7 protein-coding genes are annotated in these 15939 nt (G+C 38.3%); 3 read left to right on the plus strand and 4 right to left on the minus strand.

Translation table 11 applies throughout. The annotated features are described in order from the left end of the window. Window positions 1-51 precede the first annotated feature (51 nt). From AC5JMK_RS18715 to AC5JMK_RS18730, 4 genes are all read right to left on the minus strand, one after another. The gene (locus AC5JMK_RS18715) at window positions 52-747 is read right to left on the minus strand and encodes a DevA family ABC transporter ATP-binding protein (RefSeq protein ID WP_495910781.1); all 696 of its coding nucleotides are present in this window, start codon (window positions 745-747) and stop codon (window positions 52-54) included. Between the two features lie 25 nt (window positions 748-772). Next, on the minus strand, window positions 773-1945 hold the full coding sequence (gene devC, locus AC5JMK_RS18720) for an ABC transporter permease DevC (RefSeq protein WP_495910782.1): 1173 nt from the start codon (window positions 1943-1945) through the stop codon (window positions 773-775). Window positions 1946-2040: 95 nt separating this feature from the next. Continuing rightward, the gene (locus tag AC5JMK_RS18725) at window positions 2041-3246 is read right to left on the minus strand and encodes an ABC exporter membrane fusion protein (protein ID WP_096674801.1); all 1206 of its coding nucleotides are present in this window, start codon (window positions 3244-3246) and stop codon (window positions 2041-2043) included. 248 nt (window positions 3247-3494) lie between these two features. After that, on the minus strand, window positions 3495-3809 hold the full coding sequence (locus tag AC5JMK_RS18730; protein ID WP_016864395.1) for a hypothetical protein: 315 nt from the start codon (window positions 3807-3809) through the stop codon (window positions 3495-3497). Window positions 3810-4649: 840 nt separating this feature from the next. Here AC5JMK_RS18730 and AC5JMK_RS18735 point away from each other — a divergent pair. The 3 genes from AC5JMK_RS18735 (at window position 4650) to AC5JMK_RS18745 (ending at window position 15863) form a co-directional block, all read left to right on the plus strand. Continuing rightward, entirely contained in the window at window positions 4650-4904 is a 255-nt protein-coding gene (locus AC5JMK_RS18735) for a hypothetical protein (protein ID WP_096678782.1), read from the plus strand. Between the two features lie 544 nt (window positions 4905-5448). Continuing rightward, window positions 5449-12603, plus strand: a complete 7155-nt coding sequence (locus AC5JMK_RS18740) for an SDR family NAD(P)-dependent oxidoreductase (protein WP_495910783.1) — start codon at window positions 5449-5451, stop codon at window positions 12601-12603. Window positions 12604-12692: 89 nt separating this feature from the next. Continuing rightward, window positions 12693-15863: a PfaB family protein gene (locus AC5JMK_RS18745; RefSeq protein ID WP_495910784.1), complete on the plus strand. Its 3171-nt coding sequence runs from the start codon at window positions 12693-12695 to the stop codon at window positions 15861-15863. Window positions 15864-15939 lie beyond the last annotated feature (76 nt).

Genomic DNA, 15939 nt, shown 5'->3' on the forward strand with positions numbered 1-15939 from the left:
CCCGGCGCTAAACGGAGTACCGTTATAGCGCCGGGATATAAGGCGAAATAGTTAAAACAAATCTTCTTTAATTATCCGACCATCTTCTATGTGGATGATTTTATCTGCTATGTCTAGAACTCGATTGTCATGAGTCACCATTAAAATAGCACATTGCTGTTCCTTAGCCAGTAGCTGCATTATTTCTACAACTTCTCGACCTGATTTACTGTCTAAGGCAGCAGTTGGTTCATCTGCTAAAACTAATTTGGGCTGACTCACCAAAGCACGGGCAATGGCTACACGTTGCTTTTGACCTCCCGAAAGGTGGGTAGGATAATAATTAACTCGATGTCCCAATTTAACAGCATGAAGCATCGCTTCTGATTTCAGACGAGCCTGTCGATAAGAAAGATTTTTTTGTAGTTCAAGTGACATTTGGACATTCTGGCGGGCTGTTAAGAAATCCAGCAAGTTGTGAGCTTGAAAAATATAGCCAATCTGACGTCGTATTTGCACTAACTTCTCATTACTAGCCCCATGTAACTCCCAATCTATAAATTTAAGGCTCCCTTCTTGGACAGATCGCAAACCACCAATCAAAGTTAATAAAGTCGTTTTTCCTGAACCAGATGGGCCAGACATAATTACAATTTCTCCAGATTTTATAACTAAATTAATGTCAAATAAAATCTGGCTTCGTAATGATTTTTGACCGAAGTAGTGATTGATATTTTCAACGGAAACAACAATTTCTTGTTGAAACATGAATTTATTATGTTATGTGATTAAATTAGAAAATGTCTGCTGGATCTACAGAACGCAATTTATTTGTTGATAAAAATGCCGAAGTTAAACACATTAAGAGTGTAGAAAATAAGATTATTAATGCCTTATCGTAACTCATAATTACTGGTAACTGAGTAGCATTTTTTGCCAAATTATATAGACCAATAGATATAATGATGCCAGGGATATAGCCTACGATTGCTAAAATTACAGCCTGTTGAAAAACTACACCTAGCAAATATTTATTTTTAAATCCCATTGCTTTTAATGTTGCATATTCAGCTAAGTGATTAGATATATTACTATAAAGTATTTGATAAACAACAACTACACCAACAATAAATCCCATGATTACCATAAGATTAAATACAAATCCAATAGGTGTTCTTAGACTCCAATAGTTTTTTTCAAAATCAATAAAACCCTGACGCGTTAAAATTTTCACATCTTTGGGTAAGTGATCTGACAAACTTGCTAAAACTTTTTGGTGATCAGCACTGGGTTTGAGAGTAAGTAATCCTATATCTATATAATCAGCAGTACGGTCTCTAAATACCTTGATGAAAGTTGAGTAACTAATCATTAAATTTCCATCAACTCCAAAGGAAGGACCAAGCTTAAACAAGCCACCGACTTTAACTTTGTAGCCAATTGTTGAATTATATCCAAATATTTCAATTCTGACAGATTCTTGTTGCTCAAAATTTTCCGCGATTGGTCCAAATTCTGAGCGAGAACCACGATCAAATAAAACTACATTAGGACGTTTGAGAAGATTTATATTACTCTCAACATCTGGTAATTTAAAAACAGATTCTGCTGGGTCAAAACCCAGCACGTAGATTGGGAACTTACGACCATTAATTGGATTTTTGAGTTTAGCAAATTGAACGTATACAGGCATGACTGACTTTATATCATCAAACCCTAATGCTTGATATAAACGAACACGTGGAAAACTTTGATTTGAGGTTAAAGATTTATATTGAGAACTTATTATAAATAAATCTCCTGCTAAGTTTTTCTGCACTTGCGTAGCACTATCATAGAGAGCATCTTGAAAGCCAATTTGCATGAACATCAAAACAGCAACAAACGTAATACCAGCTAAAGCTACTACAAAGCGAAGTTTTTGTCGAGCTAGTTGTAGCCAGGCTACAGGTATATTGTTAATCATCTTGTAAACCTCAAAATTGAGATTAAAAATGCAATTTTTTGGAAGAAAATCCTCAAAAAATTTATTCAGATTTTCTCTGCTCAAAAAAGTATTTATTATTGAGATTGTCCAAGATTAATAAGTACTTCTACTTGTAAGTTAGTCAGGGCTGCAACTCGTTCATTATCTTTTGGATTATTGATACGAATTTTGACATCAACTACTTTGTTATCTGTATCTGCTCCTGGATTGTTACTAAAGATATTTTGTTGGGTAACTTGTAAGCCTATATCTGTTACTGTTCCTTGCAATTTGCCGGAAAAAGCATCGCTACTAATAATTGCCAACTGACCTAGATGTACTTTTTTAATATCAGTTTCATAGACTTCTGCTACCACATACATTTGGTCTGTGTAACCGATCTGAGCAATTCCTTGATTGCCGATAATTTCTCCAGGCCAAGTATAAATTTTGATGATTTGCCCATCTACAGGCGATCGCACTATGCTTAGATCCAGATCAGCACGAGCCTGTACTACTGCTGTTTTTGCCTTCTCAACCTCAGCTTGAGCTGCTTGTACATCGGTAGGACGGACTTCAGCAATACTTTCCAGCCTAGCTCTAGCCTCACTTAACTGTTTTTGAAGAGTGTCTACTGTACGGCTTCGATTAGCTTTTGCCTCATTGAGCTGTTGTTGGACAGTATCCATTCTCAAGCGTTTAGCATCTGCATCTGATGCTGAAATGGCTCCCTGTTTGTACAACATCTGATATCGTTGATTTTCACTTTTGGCATTACGTAATTCTGCCTGTAAGCGAGCTATGCTTGCTTGTTGTGTAGATATTTCTCCATCTAACTCAGCTTCTAGGCGAGCAATAGTCGCCTTTTGGGCAGCTATATCTCCTGCTTTGGCTCCTGCTTTTACCTGATTGAGACTAGCTTGGGCAACCAAAATTTGTTGTTTCGCATTTTCTAAGGCTGCAAGACGGACATAAAAATTGTCAAGAAGTGCAACTGCTTGACCTTTACGCACTTTATCTCCTTTGTCTACAAGCAGTTTTGCGACTTGCACACCACCTTGGGAATTAGGAGCAGACAAATTAATCACTTCTCCTTGAGGTTCTAAACGTCCAAGAGCGGCAACACTAGTAATAGTAGGGGAATTAATTGGGGTAGCTGAATCATTATTTGCAGACTTTGGTCTAAATCTAGAAAGGCCGTAGAGAGAAATTGCACCGATACCTACAGCCATAGCAATTGCTAAAATTATAGGCAACTGATTTATAGGTATCGTAATTGGCTGCCTTTGTTTTTGCACCATGATTTATGTTTTGCTAGTTAAGGATACTACTCTCTTGCAATTATTCATGTAATTTAAGAGAGACGAATGGCAATATCTCTGCTCTACAGTCATATAAATAGTAGAAAGTAAAGTGGATCAGATTGGCTGATAATTTCGGATTTTATTGTTGCTATCAGAGGATGGATTATAGAAAAAATATCCATCACTCTGTAGCAGTAACAACCAATCAGGAATTTATGTCTTCAAATTTGTACTTATTTATTGATTTAGCACACCTCTTTTTTCCTTTTCATAATGTCTAAGTATTCGCTGCGAGTTCCATCTATACGATAGTGATCGCAGATCTGACAGAGTTTTAAAAGATCTAATCGACTAAATACTTTCTGATGCTCAATTCCATTATCATTTCTCCATCGCCAAAAAGTTGTTCGATCAATACGGCGATTGTTTTCAGGCCATCGTCGTCTCGATAAAAACTCTATAAGTTCTTGTTCATAAAAACAGTAGCCTTTTGGCAATTTGAGGAGCTCTTCTCTTAAGTTAGATAGTGGTATGAGTGGATCTAGCTCAGATAGTCTCATGCCAGCAACTCCGTTTAGTTTCGTGGAATTCTAATCAAGTAAAAGCTGAATGTCACAAGGTGGTAATCATATCTAATGGTAGATGAGGAAATAGAGTTATTAAGGTAGTAAATATGTTCAATGCCATTACCTCCTGTACGGAGTTAAATCTTTATTCAATTTAATCACCAACCATAGTCTTTTTGATACTCAAATGCAACTCCTATGCAACAACTTTAAAAAGAAAAAATAATCGCAAGTAAATTATTAACATGAAGAGTAATAAGCATCTCTTCGCAAGCAAATATATTAGTAGAATTTAGTGAAAAACGTAATTAATTCATCTATCATCAAGCAGAATAATTTGTATCATTTATTTGTGATTGAAATAACAATATAAAATTTATATAAAATCTAGACTCGTACAATATATTTTTAAAATGCCATTTTTTTATAGTAGATGTTTATACTAATAATTTTGATACATTAATCTGCGTATAACTATCCCATTTCACTCTTCTGATAAAAAGAACTTAGAAGGAGATGCTTCAACAGTATAAACAAATAGTAATAAATAGTACATATAATTTGAATCCAAACTCATAAATTACATATTCTCAGAATAAAGAATGGAAGCTAACTTTATAATTCAGTATGAAAAATAACTTATTTTCTTTTATTTTTTGCCTGATTCTCGGATTTTTATGGCATTAACATGACCTTCAAAAGAAGGAATATACAATTTATATGCAATTTTGGAAGATAAACTCTTGGTAGATGAGATAGTGTAATTAAAAGTTGGACATAGGTGATGTGGCTAAAGTTGTTCGCGTCCTCAAGAGAATGAAACTACAGCGATTCATGCTCTCATTAACCAGATTTGATCACCAGCGGCTAATTTTTCATGCAGCCCGCCAGACAGCTCGTAAAGCTGAAATGGCACGTATCGCAGTGCATGAATGGCTCAATCAACACGATTCTGAACTGGAAGAATGGAAAACCAAAACCGCTTCTGAGCTTGGAATTAGTATTAGTGAACTTGAACGACGGCTATTAACTGCTGCTGAAGAAAAGACAGAATCTAGAAAAAAAAGTAGTAATGCTGATTCAGAATAGAACTACGTTTAAACTGTGGCATAATTGCTCCATAATGTATCAAATTATCAACAACGAATGAATGATCACTAATGTAGTTATAGGAATCCTTTTTGTTTGATTAACTTAGTAGTTGAGCTAGGGAGATCTTAACTCTAAATATGAAACCTAAACTGTACTTAATTCGGGTTAAAAGCTCAATAGGAATCCTATATATGAATTGACAATTACCTTACAGAAAACACTTCATTAGAATTTCATATCCCAATAGTTGGTTTGTTGCATATAAGTTGCTACACAGAAGTAAGCAGTCTAGAATAAGCAGCAAGAGTCATGGATGATATGACTAAAATAAACTAATTGGATTAACTTCTTTCGATGAAGTAATCCAAAATAAAGCTATTTCAAGACTTATGTAGCAGCCTTAAAGATATGAATTCTAACTCGCTCTGTAAAGATAATCAATGATTGCTCTCCTAACTATTACTTCAAGATTATTTTGTATAGAGCATATAAATCTTGGCTATTTCCCTATATTCTCCAAGTAAATAATGAAAATTAAGCCATGGCTGCTTCTAGAATTGAAGTTGACTTTGCACAGTTACAAAAAGAAGTAAGCAATTGTGAAAAGGCTTTGCACAAACTGATACAGGTTAAAAAAATGATGTCTGCAAATGCAACTGAAACTCATAAGATCAATAGAAGATTGCAACAAAATCCTGTTGCTATTATTGGAATGGCTTCTATTTTCCCGCAATCTAAAAATTTACGGGAATATTGGGAAAAAATTATTCGCCAAGTTGATTGTATTACTGATGTTCCTCCATCGCGCTGGAATATTGAGGATTACTATGATCCTAACCCCAAAGCCCCTGACAAAACTTACTGCAAACGTGGTGGATTCATCCCCGAAATCGAATTCAACCCAATGGAATTTGGACTTCCTCCAAATCTTTTGGAAGTTACAGATGTTTCCCAGTTACTGGGTTTAGTTGTTGCAAAAGCAGCAATCGAAGATGCAGGCTATGGCGAAACAAGACAATTTAACCGAGAGCGTACTGGGGTGATTTTGGGTGTAGCCCTAGCAAGACAGTTAGCAATGCCATTGGCTACTAGATTAGAGTATCCCATATGGGAAAAAGTCTTAAAAAGTAGTGGCTTATCTGACCAAGATACGCAAAAAATTATCGAGAAAATCAAAAGTGCATATGTGCCATGGGAAGAGAACGCTTTTCCCGGTATGTTAGCAAACATAGTTTCTGGGCGAATTGCCAACCGCCTAGATTTGGGAGGAATGAACTGTGTAGTCGATGCTGCTTGTGCCAGTTCATTAGGAGCATTAGCAATGTCAATTAGTGAACTAGTCGATCATCGAGCCGACATGATGCTCACTGGTGGAGTTGACACTGACAACTCAATTGTTGCCTATATGTGTTTTAGCAAAACACCTGCTGTTTCCCCAAGCCAGAACACCAAACCTTTTGATGCTCAATCAGATGGCATGATGTTGGCTGAAGGTATTGGTATGTTGGTGTTGAAACGCTTGGAAGACGCAATTAGGGATAATGACCGAATTTATGCAGTGATCAAAGGTATTGGCGCCTCCAGTGATGGTCGCTATAAAAGCATTTATGCACCTCGCCCAGAAGGTCAAGTCAGAGCTTTGCATCGTGCTTATGAAGATGCAGGATTTTCACCTACCAGTGTTGGTTTAATTGAAGCACACGGCACAGGTACCATGGTTGGAGATCCCACCGAATTTACAGCTCTCAAAGAAGTTTTTAGCGAAAACAATTCCCGAACACAACATATTGCACTTGGAAGTGTCAAATCACAGATTGGACATGCAAAAGCTGCTGCGGGTGCTGCAAGTCTAATCAAAACAGCATTAGCTTTACACCACAAAGTATTGCCAGCAACCATTAATATCACTCAACCACATCCTAAACTAGGTCTTGAAAACTCACCATTGTATTTGAATACAGAAACTAGGCCTTGGATTTGCTCTCAAGGAGAAGTGCCAAGACGTGCAGGAGTGAGTTCCTTTGGTTTTGGTGGCACAAATTACCACATTGTCTTAGAAGAATACTCTAGTGAACACGATCGCCCTTATCGTTTACATAACACCCCCCAATCAGTACTGTTATTTGCATCAACACCTGAGCAGTTAAGATCACGCTGTCAAGAAATTTTGGGTCAGTTGCAATCTCCAGAAAAAGAAAGAAGTTATGCACAACTAATTGCAACGTGTCAATCATCAGAAATTCCTGCCACAAATGCTAGAGTAGGATTTGTCGCCGAATCTTTGACTGAGGCTTGCAAATTATTGCAGATCAGTATTGACTTGCTCACCAATAAGTCACAAGCGGAATCTTGGGAGCATCCTCAAGGAATTTATTATCGCAAAACGAATCTGCCAACTGAAGGCAAAGTAGTTGCCTTGTTTTCTGGTCAAGGTTCTCAATACCTGGAAATGGGTCGAGAACTTGTCATCAACTTTCCTTGCTTGCGACAGACCTATAGTCAGATAGATAACCTTTTCTGCAAAGATGGTCTCAAACCCGTTTCAGAAATAGTTTTCCCTCGCCCTGTTTTTGATCAAGCTCAAAAACAGTCACAAGTTGAAGCATTGCAAAAGACAGAATATGCACAAGCAGCAATTGGAGCTTTCAGCGTTGGTCTGTATAAGCTATTACAACAGGGAGGATTCAAGCCAGATTTTCTCGTCGGACACAGCTTTGGAGAATTGACGGCTTTGTGGGCTGCGGGTGTTCTCAGTGAGGAAGATTACTTTTTCCTGGTTAAAGCCAGGGGTCAAGCGATGGCTGCACCAAACGATCCTGAGTTTGATGCAGGAGCTATGCTGGCAGTTAAAGGTGATGTCAGTCAAGTTGAAGAAATCATCAAGAACTTCCCTCTAGTGACGATCGCTAACTTGAATTCTCCAAATCAAGTGGTGTTGGCAGGAGCGAAAGCTGAGATCAGCCAAGTACAGGAGCAACTGAAAGCTAAGGCTTATTCTACCGTTTTGCTGCCTGTTTCAGCAGCTTTTCATACACCATTGGTAACTCATGCTCAAAAACCCTTTACTCAAGCAATTGAGGGAATTCATTTCAACGAGCCAATAATGCCTGTGTATACTAATGTGACAGGAAAGTGTTACCCGCAAGAACCACAAGCGATTCAAAAAATCCTGAAACAACACCTGATTAATCAGGTACATTTTAAGCAAGAGATTGAAAATATTTACGCTCAAGGTGGCTATTGTTTCATAGAGTTTGGCCCTAAAGGCATTCTGACTAAATTAGTCAAAGATATCCTCTGTGATCAACCTCATTTAGCTGTGGCTTTGAATGGCAGTTATCAAAAAGATAGCGATCGCTGTTTTCGAGAAGCTGTTATGCAATTACGTGTCGCTGGCTTATCTTTAAAAAACCCCGATCTCTACCAACTTGAGCAGAAAACACCAGAAGTAAAAAACAATAAGCAGCTGATTGTCCAGCTAAATGGTTCTAACTACATCTCAGAAAAAAGAAAACAGGCTTTTGAAAAAGCTTTGCACAACGGACATCAAGTTAATCTCCCACACACAAAAGATAAATCCTCTGAGGTAAATACTCTGTCTACATCCCCTATTCAAAAGACAGATCAGACGCCCATCTCCCAACCTGTCAATACACACCGCAGCGAGTCCACACCAGTTGCAAACGGTAATAAACCAGAAAAATCTTCTGATCTAAACAAATACCCTCAAGCAACTCCTAAAGCACAAATGCAAACAAGTCCAGAACTTACTCAAAATTATCAACTAGTTTTAGATAGTTTAGAATATAGCCTCATAGAATTCAATCGCAATCAACGTGACGCCTTACATGTTCATGAACAATCTTTGAAGCATCAAACGGAATATACCAAAACCTTTTTCCAACTGATGCAGCAACAGAATTCTTTGCTGGTAAATGATCAATTCCCTCACCAAGATGCGGAAACCAAACAAATAGCCCTCTCCTACTCTGAGCGCAGCATCATGCGCTTTCACGAACATCATGGTGAAACACTGCGTGTCCACGAGCAATATCTAAACCATCAAACAGAACAAACCAAAAAGTTTTTCCAATTGCTCCAGCAACATTACAGTCAGCTACTTGCTACCATAAACACGGAACAGCCCACAGTATTGCCATCAGAAACGACATCTATTGTTAGTGATGAACATACTTCTGTTGCTCCAGTTGCAGTCAATGATAGAACTACCACATCTGTTGCTGTACCCACTCACAGCTTTATAACTAACTTTGAGCCTGTTTTAGTCAATGGCACAAGCAATGGTGTGAGTAATGGTGTTAGCAATGGTACTTACAATAGCACTAGTAACGACACAAAAGCAATCTCCGTAAAAACCTCTGATACTCTTGTCATTCCAACTTCAGATGTGCCGTCATTACCTATAACCATTGATGAACCCACCTTTATTCAGACTCTACTAAACATAGTCAGTGAAAAGACGGGCTATCCGGTAGGAATGCTGGAACTGTCGATGGATATAGAGGTGGACTTGGGAATTGATGCCGTTAAAAGAGTTGAAATTCTGGGATCATTACTGGAATTATACCCATATTTGTCCAAACCCAATCTCGAAGAACTAGAAAAACGACGTAGCCTTGGTCAAATCGTAGAATATTTGCGGACTCTGCTTCCAGGAAGTACTGACGTTGAATCTGCACCTGGGAAGACAGCACAAGAAGTTGCTTGGAATGAGGCTAAGAGCAGCGAAGTAAGTGACGTGGGGACGCGGGGAACAAAAGACGCGAAGAGTGAAAATATACAAATAATTTCTTCCGCAGTTCCCCTCACTTTTACTACTTCCGAAGAAGCAACTTCACCAGTTTCCTCCTCCGATTTAACTGATCTCAGTCAAATTCTGCTAAACGTAGTTAGTGAAAAGACAGGCTATCCAGTTGAAATGTTGGAGCTGTCAATGGATATGGAGGCAGATTTAGGTATTGATTCCATTAAACGAGTTGAGATTTTGGGAGGGCTATTAGAATTATGCCCAGATTTGCCTAAGCCCAATCCTGAAGAACTGGGAGAATTACGTACTCTTAGTCAAATCGTTGACTATATGAAACAACAGGCTAATGTGCTGGAAAAAAAAACACTTCTAGCCGAGCCTTGCAACCAGCAATCTGAAGTAAATCATAATATTCTCCGCAGTTCAGTTCATCTCAAATTCCTTCCTGAACCAGATATATTAGATTTTTCCTTACCTGAGAAGTATATCGCCTTGCTTACTGATGATGGCACCCCCATGACTTCAGAACTAGCTCTAGCTCTTTTACAGGGTGATTGGAAAGTAGTTGTGTTGAGTTTTCCTAAAACCTTAATTGCAGATCAATTACCTTTACCAGAAGGAATCAATCGGGTTGTGCTGGCAAATTTGAGCGAGGAGCATTTGCAACATCAGTTAGAAGCGATCGCTTCTCAGTATGGTCAAATTGCTGCTTTTATCCATCTCAATCCTGATAGCCATGATGATACAAGTAATCACGTCCGTTACTTGGAAACTGAGAAAGCACTTCTGCGTCACGTTTTTCTCATCGCCAAACACCTCAAAACATCACTCAATCAAGCAGCATCTCAAGGATGCAGTTGCTTCCTTAGCGTTGCTCGTCTTGATGGCCAGTTTGGGCTAGGCTGTAAAACTAATTTTGGTGCCATTAGTAGCGGATTATTTGGACTAACCAAAAGCCTGAATCAGGAATGGGAAACTGTATTTTGCCGTGCAATTGATCTAAGTCCCGATATAAATACTCAAACATCAGTACAGTATATCCTTAACGAACTTCATGATCCCAATCGGTTAATTGCTGAAGTTGGATATAGCTCACAAGGACGAACAACGTTAGTGTGCAAGCCGGAGAGATGGGGACATGGAGGACATGGAGGACACGGAGGATATGGGGACACAGAGGACATTTTTTCTCCCTTGTCTGTCTCCTCTTCTCATTCTCTCAATCCCCAATCCCAAGTTTTTCTTGTCAGTGGTGGTGCAAGGGGAATCACAGCTGAATGTGTCATCAAGCTGGCGCAGTGTTATCAATGCAAGTTCATTCTGCTAGGGCGTTCGCCTGTAGATCCTGAACCTGTGTGGGCTGAAGGCTGCTCGACAGAAGGGGAATTGAAAAAGCGGATTATGGATGATTTTATCGCCAGAGGAGAAAAGCCTACACCTGCAATGGTGCAGAAAAAGTACAAGGGTATTTCATCTAGACGAGAAATTCAAGCAACGCTACGAGCAATTGAGAAAGCTGGTGGACAAGCGGAATATCTGAGCGTAGATATCACCGATGCAACACAACTTCAAGAGCAAGTTGCTACAGCAGTTGAGCGTTTAGGTGAAGTAACCGGAATTATTCATGGGGCTGGTAATCTAGCAGATAAGCGAATTGAAAATAAATCAGAACGGGATTTTGAAATTGTTTATGCTGCCAAAGTTGCAGGTCTGGAAAACATGCTACATTGCGTGTCACCTAGCCAACTTAATTATTTAGTGTTATTTTCCTCGGTAGTTGGTTTTTACGGGAATATTGGTCAGTCAGATTATGCGATCGCCAATGAAATTCTCAACAAGTCCGCTCATCTTGTTAAACGCAACTATCCAAATTGTCATGTCGTTGCAATTAATTGGGGACCTTGGGATAGTGGCATGGTAACACCAGAATTGAAGAAAGCTTTTGCCGAAAGAAGCATAGAGACTATTCCTATAGAACTTGGAACTCAGATGTTAGTTAATGAACTAGCACCAGTAAATCAACAAACTACCCAAGTAGTAATAGGTAGTCCCTTAGTGTACATACCTCAGTCGTCCAACCCAGATCTGAAAAAATATCGTATCCAGCGCCGATTAATCTTAGCAGCCAATCCATTTTTACAAGATCATGTCATTGCTGGCCGTCCAGTTTTACCTGCTACTTGCGCTCTCACATGGATTGCTAATACCTGTGAACAACTTTATCCTGGCTACAAAATCTTTAGTTGCTCAAACTTCAAAGTTTTGAAAGGAATTGTTTTTGATAAAACTCAGCCAACTGAATACATTTTAGATTTGCAAGAAATTTCTAAAAACGATGTTGATGAGATACAGTTTGATGCTAAAATATGGAGTAAGAATCTAGAAGGGAAAACTCGTTATCATTTCAGCAGCCAGCTAAAGATTAAGCAGAAAATTCCAGTTTCTCCTAATTATGATTCGCTTAATTTAAAAAGGGAAGAAATAACACTCGGTTCTAATAAATCACTTTATCAAAACGGGGCATCAAGCTTATTTCATGGAGCTTCTTTTCAGGGTGTAAAAACTATCTTAAATGCTAGCTCTGAAAAAATAACTCTAGAATGTGCTTTGTCAAATGTTGAGGAAAGAAAACAAGGGCAATTTCCTGTAAAAACTTTTAATCCCTATATTGCAGATGTTCAAGTTCATGCACTTTGGCTTTGGACGCAATATTTTCATCAGCAAGGTTGTTTACCATCAGAAATTAAAACTTTTGAACAGTTCGCACCTATACCATTTGATAAACCCTTTTACGTTTCTTGCGAAGTAAAATTGAAGACAGAATCATCTGTGACTGCTGATGTGATTGCACATGATATTCAAGGGAAAGTATATAATCGCATGATTGGAGCAAAAGGAACTATTTTACCCAGAAGATTTAAAGATTAGAAGGATAAAAAAGGACAAGGAGATATTTGTGAGTCCTTGTCTCTCCATCCTAATTTATCTCCAAAAAATACATAGCTAGAGATTAAATAATGGAAAACTATGAACAAATTAAAAATCCTAAAGTAGCCATTGTCGGTATGGATTGCTTTTTAGGTGGTTGTCAAGGATTAGATGCTTTTGAACGCAGTATTTATGAAGCAAATCAACACTTTACTAACTTTCCTTATGAGAGATGGCAAGAAGTTAAAAACCAAGATATTTTGCTCAAAAACAATAATTTTGACACTGAATTTGCACCTTTAGGAGCGTATATCAAAGATTTTGAAATAGATTTTTTGGATTTTAAATTAGCATCTGAAGAAGACAAATTCAAACCTCAAGAACTGTTGATGCTTAAGGTTGCTGACAATGCGCTCAAAGATGTAAAATTAAACAAAGGAAGCAGGGTGGCAGTTATTATTGTCGCCGCAACAGAACTTTCTCTTCGTATTCTTAAACCAGAAGCGAAAGACACTATTTCCAATCTCTGGAATTTTGCAGATCCTTTATTCACACTAGTTGCCGAACAACATTCTATATTCAAAGCTTTGGAGGTTGCAAAAAAGCTACTTGCAATTCGAGAAGTAGATGCTGTTGTTGTTGGTGCTGTCGAGCTAGCTGAGAATAGCCTTAGTGTTTTAGTGCAAAATCAAACGGCAAAATCCAACACAGGTGTTAATACTTTAAGTTATGACCAGAATGTTAATGGTTGGATGCTAGGCGAAGGTGCAGCCGCCGTAGTATTGAAGCTCCACAAAACAGCACAACAAGACAATGACCGTATCTATGCGGTAGTTGATGCTCTCAATATCTTGAAGGATAATTCTTCTTCTCACGCGATTCCTGACTCAAAAGCAGTCACGCAAGTATGTCAACTTGCTTTTGATTTGGCAGGTATTAAACCCAAGGACATTGGCTATCTAGAAGTTTTTGCCAGTGGGGTTCCTCAGCAAGATGAGTCAGAAATGCTAGGTTTGATTCGAGCTTATCAGACTTCTGAGCCTGATCTGTGTTGTGCGATTGGTAGTGTCAAAGCCAACATTGGTCATACCTCTGCTGCATCAGGAATAGTCAGTTTAATTAAAACAGCACTCTGTTTGTATCACCGTTACATTCCTGGTGTTCCTCACTGGTCTGCTCCCAAAATGCCGCAAATCTGGCAGAATAGTCCGTTTTATGTTGCTCCTGAATCAAAGCCTTGGTTTTTAGAGAAAGGAGCTACTAAAAGAATTGCTGCCATTAACAGTATGGAGATAGATGGCAGTTACGCACATTTAATTTTATCGGAGGAAGCAACTCAGATACATCGTAGCAGCAGATATTTAGAGCAAATGCCTTTTTATCTTTTTGCGATCGCAGCTGAGGATTGTTCTACATTATTAGAGCAGATCGGTTCCCTAGAACAAACAATTGCCAATTCCTCTTCTCTATTTGCTGCTGCAAGCATTACTTTTAAAGCTTTTCAACAGCGTCAAAATGCCACTTATGCACTGGCAATTCTCGGACGTAATCAACAAGAATTGACGCGGGAAATTCAGCGCGCTCTTAAAGGTGTTGCAGATGCTTTCAATACAGGTAAAGACTGGCAAACACCTGTAGGTAGCTATTTTACGCCCAAACCATTGGGTAACAAAGGTAGTGTTGCTTTCGTTTATCCTGGTGCTTACAGTTCTTATCTTGGAATTGCCCGCAATCTCTTCCGCTTGTTTCCCAAAATTTATGAAGATCCAATCATCAAAAGCGTTTACACTCGTGTCAACAATATAGAAAAAATTCTCTATCCCAGAAGTCTGAACAAATTATCAACAAGGCACTTAGAAAAGTTGGAACAGCAATTGATAGATGATCCAGTTGCAATGCTCGAATCTGAGGTTGGCGTTGCTGGACTATTGACTGCTATTCTGAGAAATTATTTCCAACTACAGCCCCAATTTGCCTTTGGGTATAGCTTGGGTGAAACGAGTATGATGCTTTCTCAGGGTATCTGGACACACTTTCACGAAGGTAGTGAAGGCTTGAGTTCATCTGCTTTGTTTAAAACACAGTTGTCCGGCCCTAAAAATGCAGTTCGCAAATATTGGGAATTACCCCAGGAACAGGATAGTGAAGGTAAAGAGTTCTGGAGTACGTACGTTCTCATGTGTCCAGTTTCTCGCGTTCGAGAAGTTCTTAGACATGAGGAGAATGTGTACTTAACTCTCATCAATACTCCAGAAGAAGTGGCGATCGCTGGTGATACAAAAGCCTGTCAAAGGGTGATTAAAACTCTAAATTGTGATGCTTTCAATGCTCCTTTCAATCATGTAATTCATTGTGAGCCAATACGTTCTGAATACGATGCACTTGTTAAACTAAATACCTTACCTATTCAAAACGTACCAAATACCGTTTTTTATTCTGCCGCAGAATACAAACCTATTACTCTTAACAGTGATTCTATTGGACACAATATTGCCAAAGTGCTTGTTCAACAGCTTGATTTCCCTCGGCTAGTTCAGCGCGTCTGGGACGACGGCGCCAGAATATTTATTGAAGTTGGTGCTGGAAATAACTGCTCAAGATGGATTAGTGGAAACCTCAAGCAAAAAGAACACATGATGGTTTCTCTAAATAAGAGAGGGATAGACGAGCATACTTGTATTGTTAAAGCATTAGTAAAGCTCCTCAGTCATAGGGTAAAAATGGACTTGTCCTCACTATATTCTCAAGTTCAAGAAAATAATATAAAAAGTCAATCTAAGCTTAAAACTATAACTTGGAACGGCAATGAATTGAACATTGCATCATTAAACAATACAGACAAAAAAAAATTCCAAGATACAGTTTCAGGTATTTCGATTAATGGTGAAGAAAAACGACAGTATAACATACTGGATTTTAAAGAGTTTGAACGTTTGGATCATTGTTTTAAGCACAATTCTGTAAAAAGTTTTGAATTTGCAGAAAAATCACAAAATTCAAATGTGAATACGATACAGGATGAAAATTCTCAATACTTCTCTGCTTATAGTTCAAGCATTCATACTTCTGTTCAGCAAGAGCGTATGATAAATTTCCGAAAGAATTTATATCAAAATCTCAGTGAAAACACTTCTCGTATTACCAAATCTCACAGTAATTTTTTAGAAATACGACAAGAATCATTGCTTCAAATAAGTGCTATTATTCACCTTCAGTTAGATTGTTTACAGCATATTTTTCATAGCAAACATCACTCATAGAAGATTTATAAGTTATGCACAAGCTGCTAAATAATTGCGGAACCAAAAAACACCTAGTTTCAAGTTTACGTTTCTG

The organism is Pelatocladus sp., from assembly GCF_059505505.1.

Excerpts from the sequence above, each read along its gene's own strand:
- AC5JMK_RS18725 (WP_096674801.1), bottom strand. The coding sequence starts at position 3,246 with ATGGTGCAAAAACAAAGGCAGCCAATTACGATACCTATAAATCAGTTG.
- AC5JMK_RS18715 (WP_495910781.1), bottom strand. The coding sequence starts at position 747 with ATGTTTCAACAAGAAATTGTTGTTTCCGTTGAAAATATCAATCACTAC.
- AC5JMK_RS18740 (WP_495910783.1), top strand. The coding sequence starts at position 5,449 with ATGGCTGCTTCTAGAATTGAAGTTGACTTTGCACAGTTACAAAAAGAA.
- AC5JMK_RS18735 (WP_096678782.1), top strand. The coding sequence starts at position 4,650 with ATGCTCTCATTAACCAGATTTGATCACCAGCGGCTAATTTTTCATGCA.
- AC5JMK_RS18730 (WP_016864395.1), bottom strand. The coding sequence starts at position 3,809 with ATGAGACTATCTGAGCTAGATCCACTCATACCACTATCTAACTTAAGA.
- devC (WP_495910782.1), bottom strand. The coding sequence starts at position 1,945 with ATGATTAACAATATACCTGTAGCCTGGCTACAACTAGCTCGACAAAAA.
- AC5JMK_RS18745 (WP_495910784.1), top strand. The coding sequence starts at position 12,693 with ATGGAAAACTATGAACAAATTAAAAATCCTAAAGTAGCCATTGTCGGT.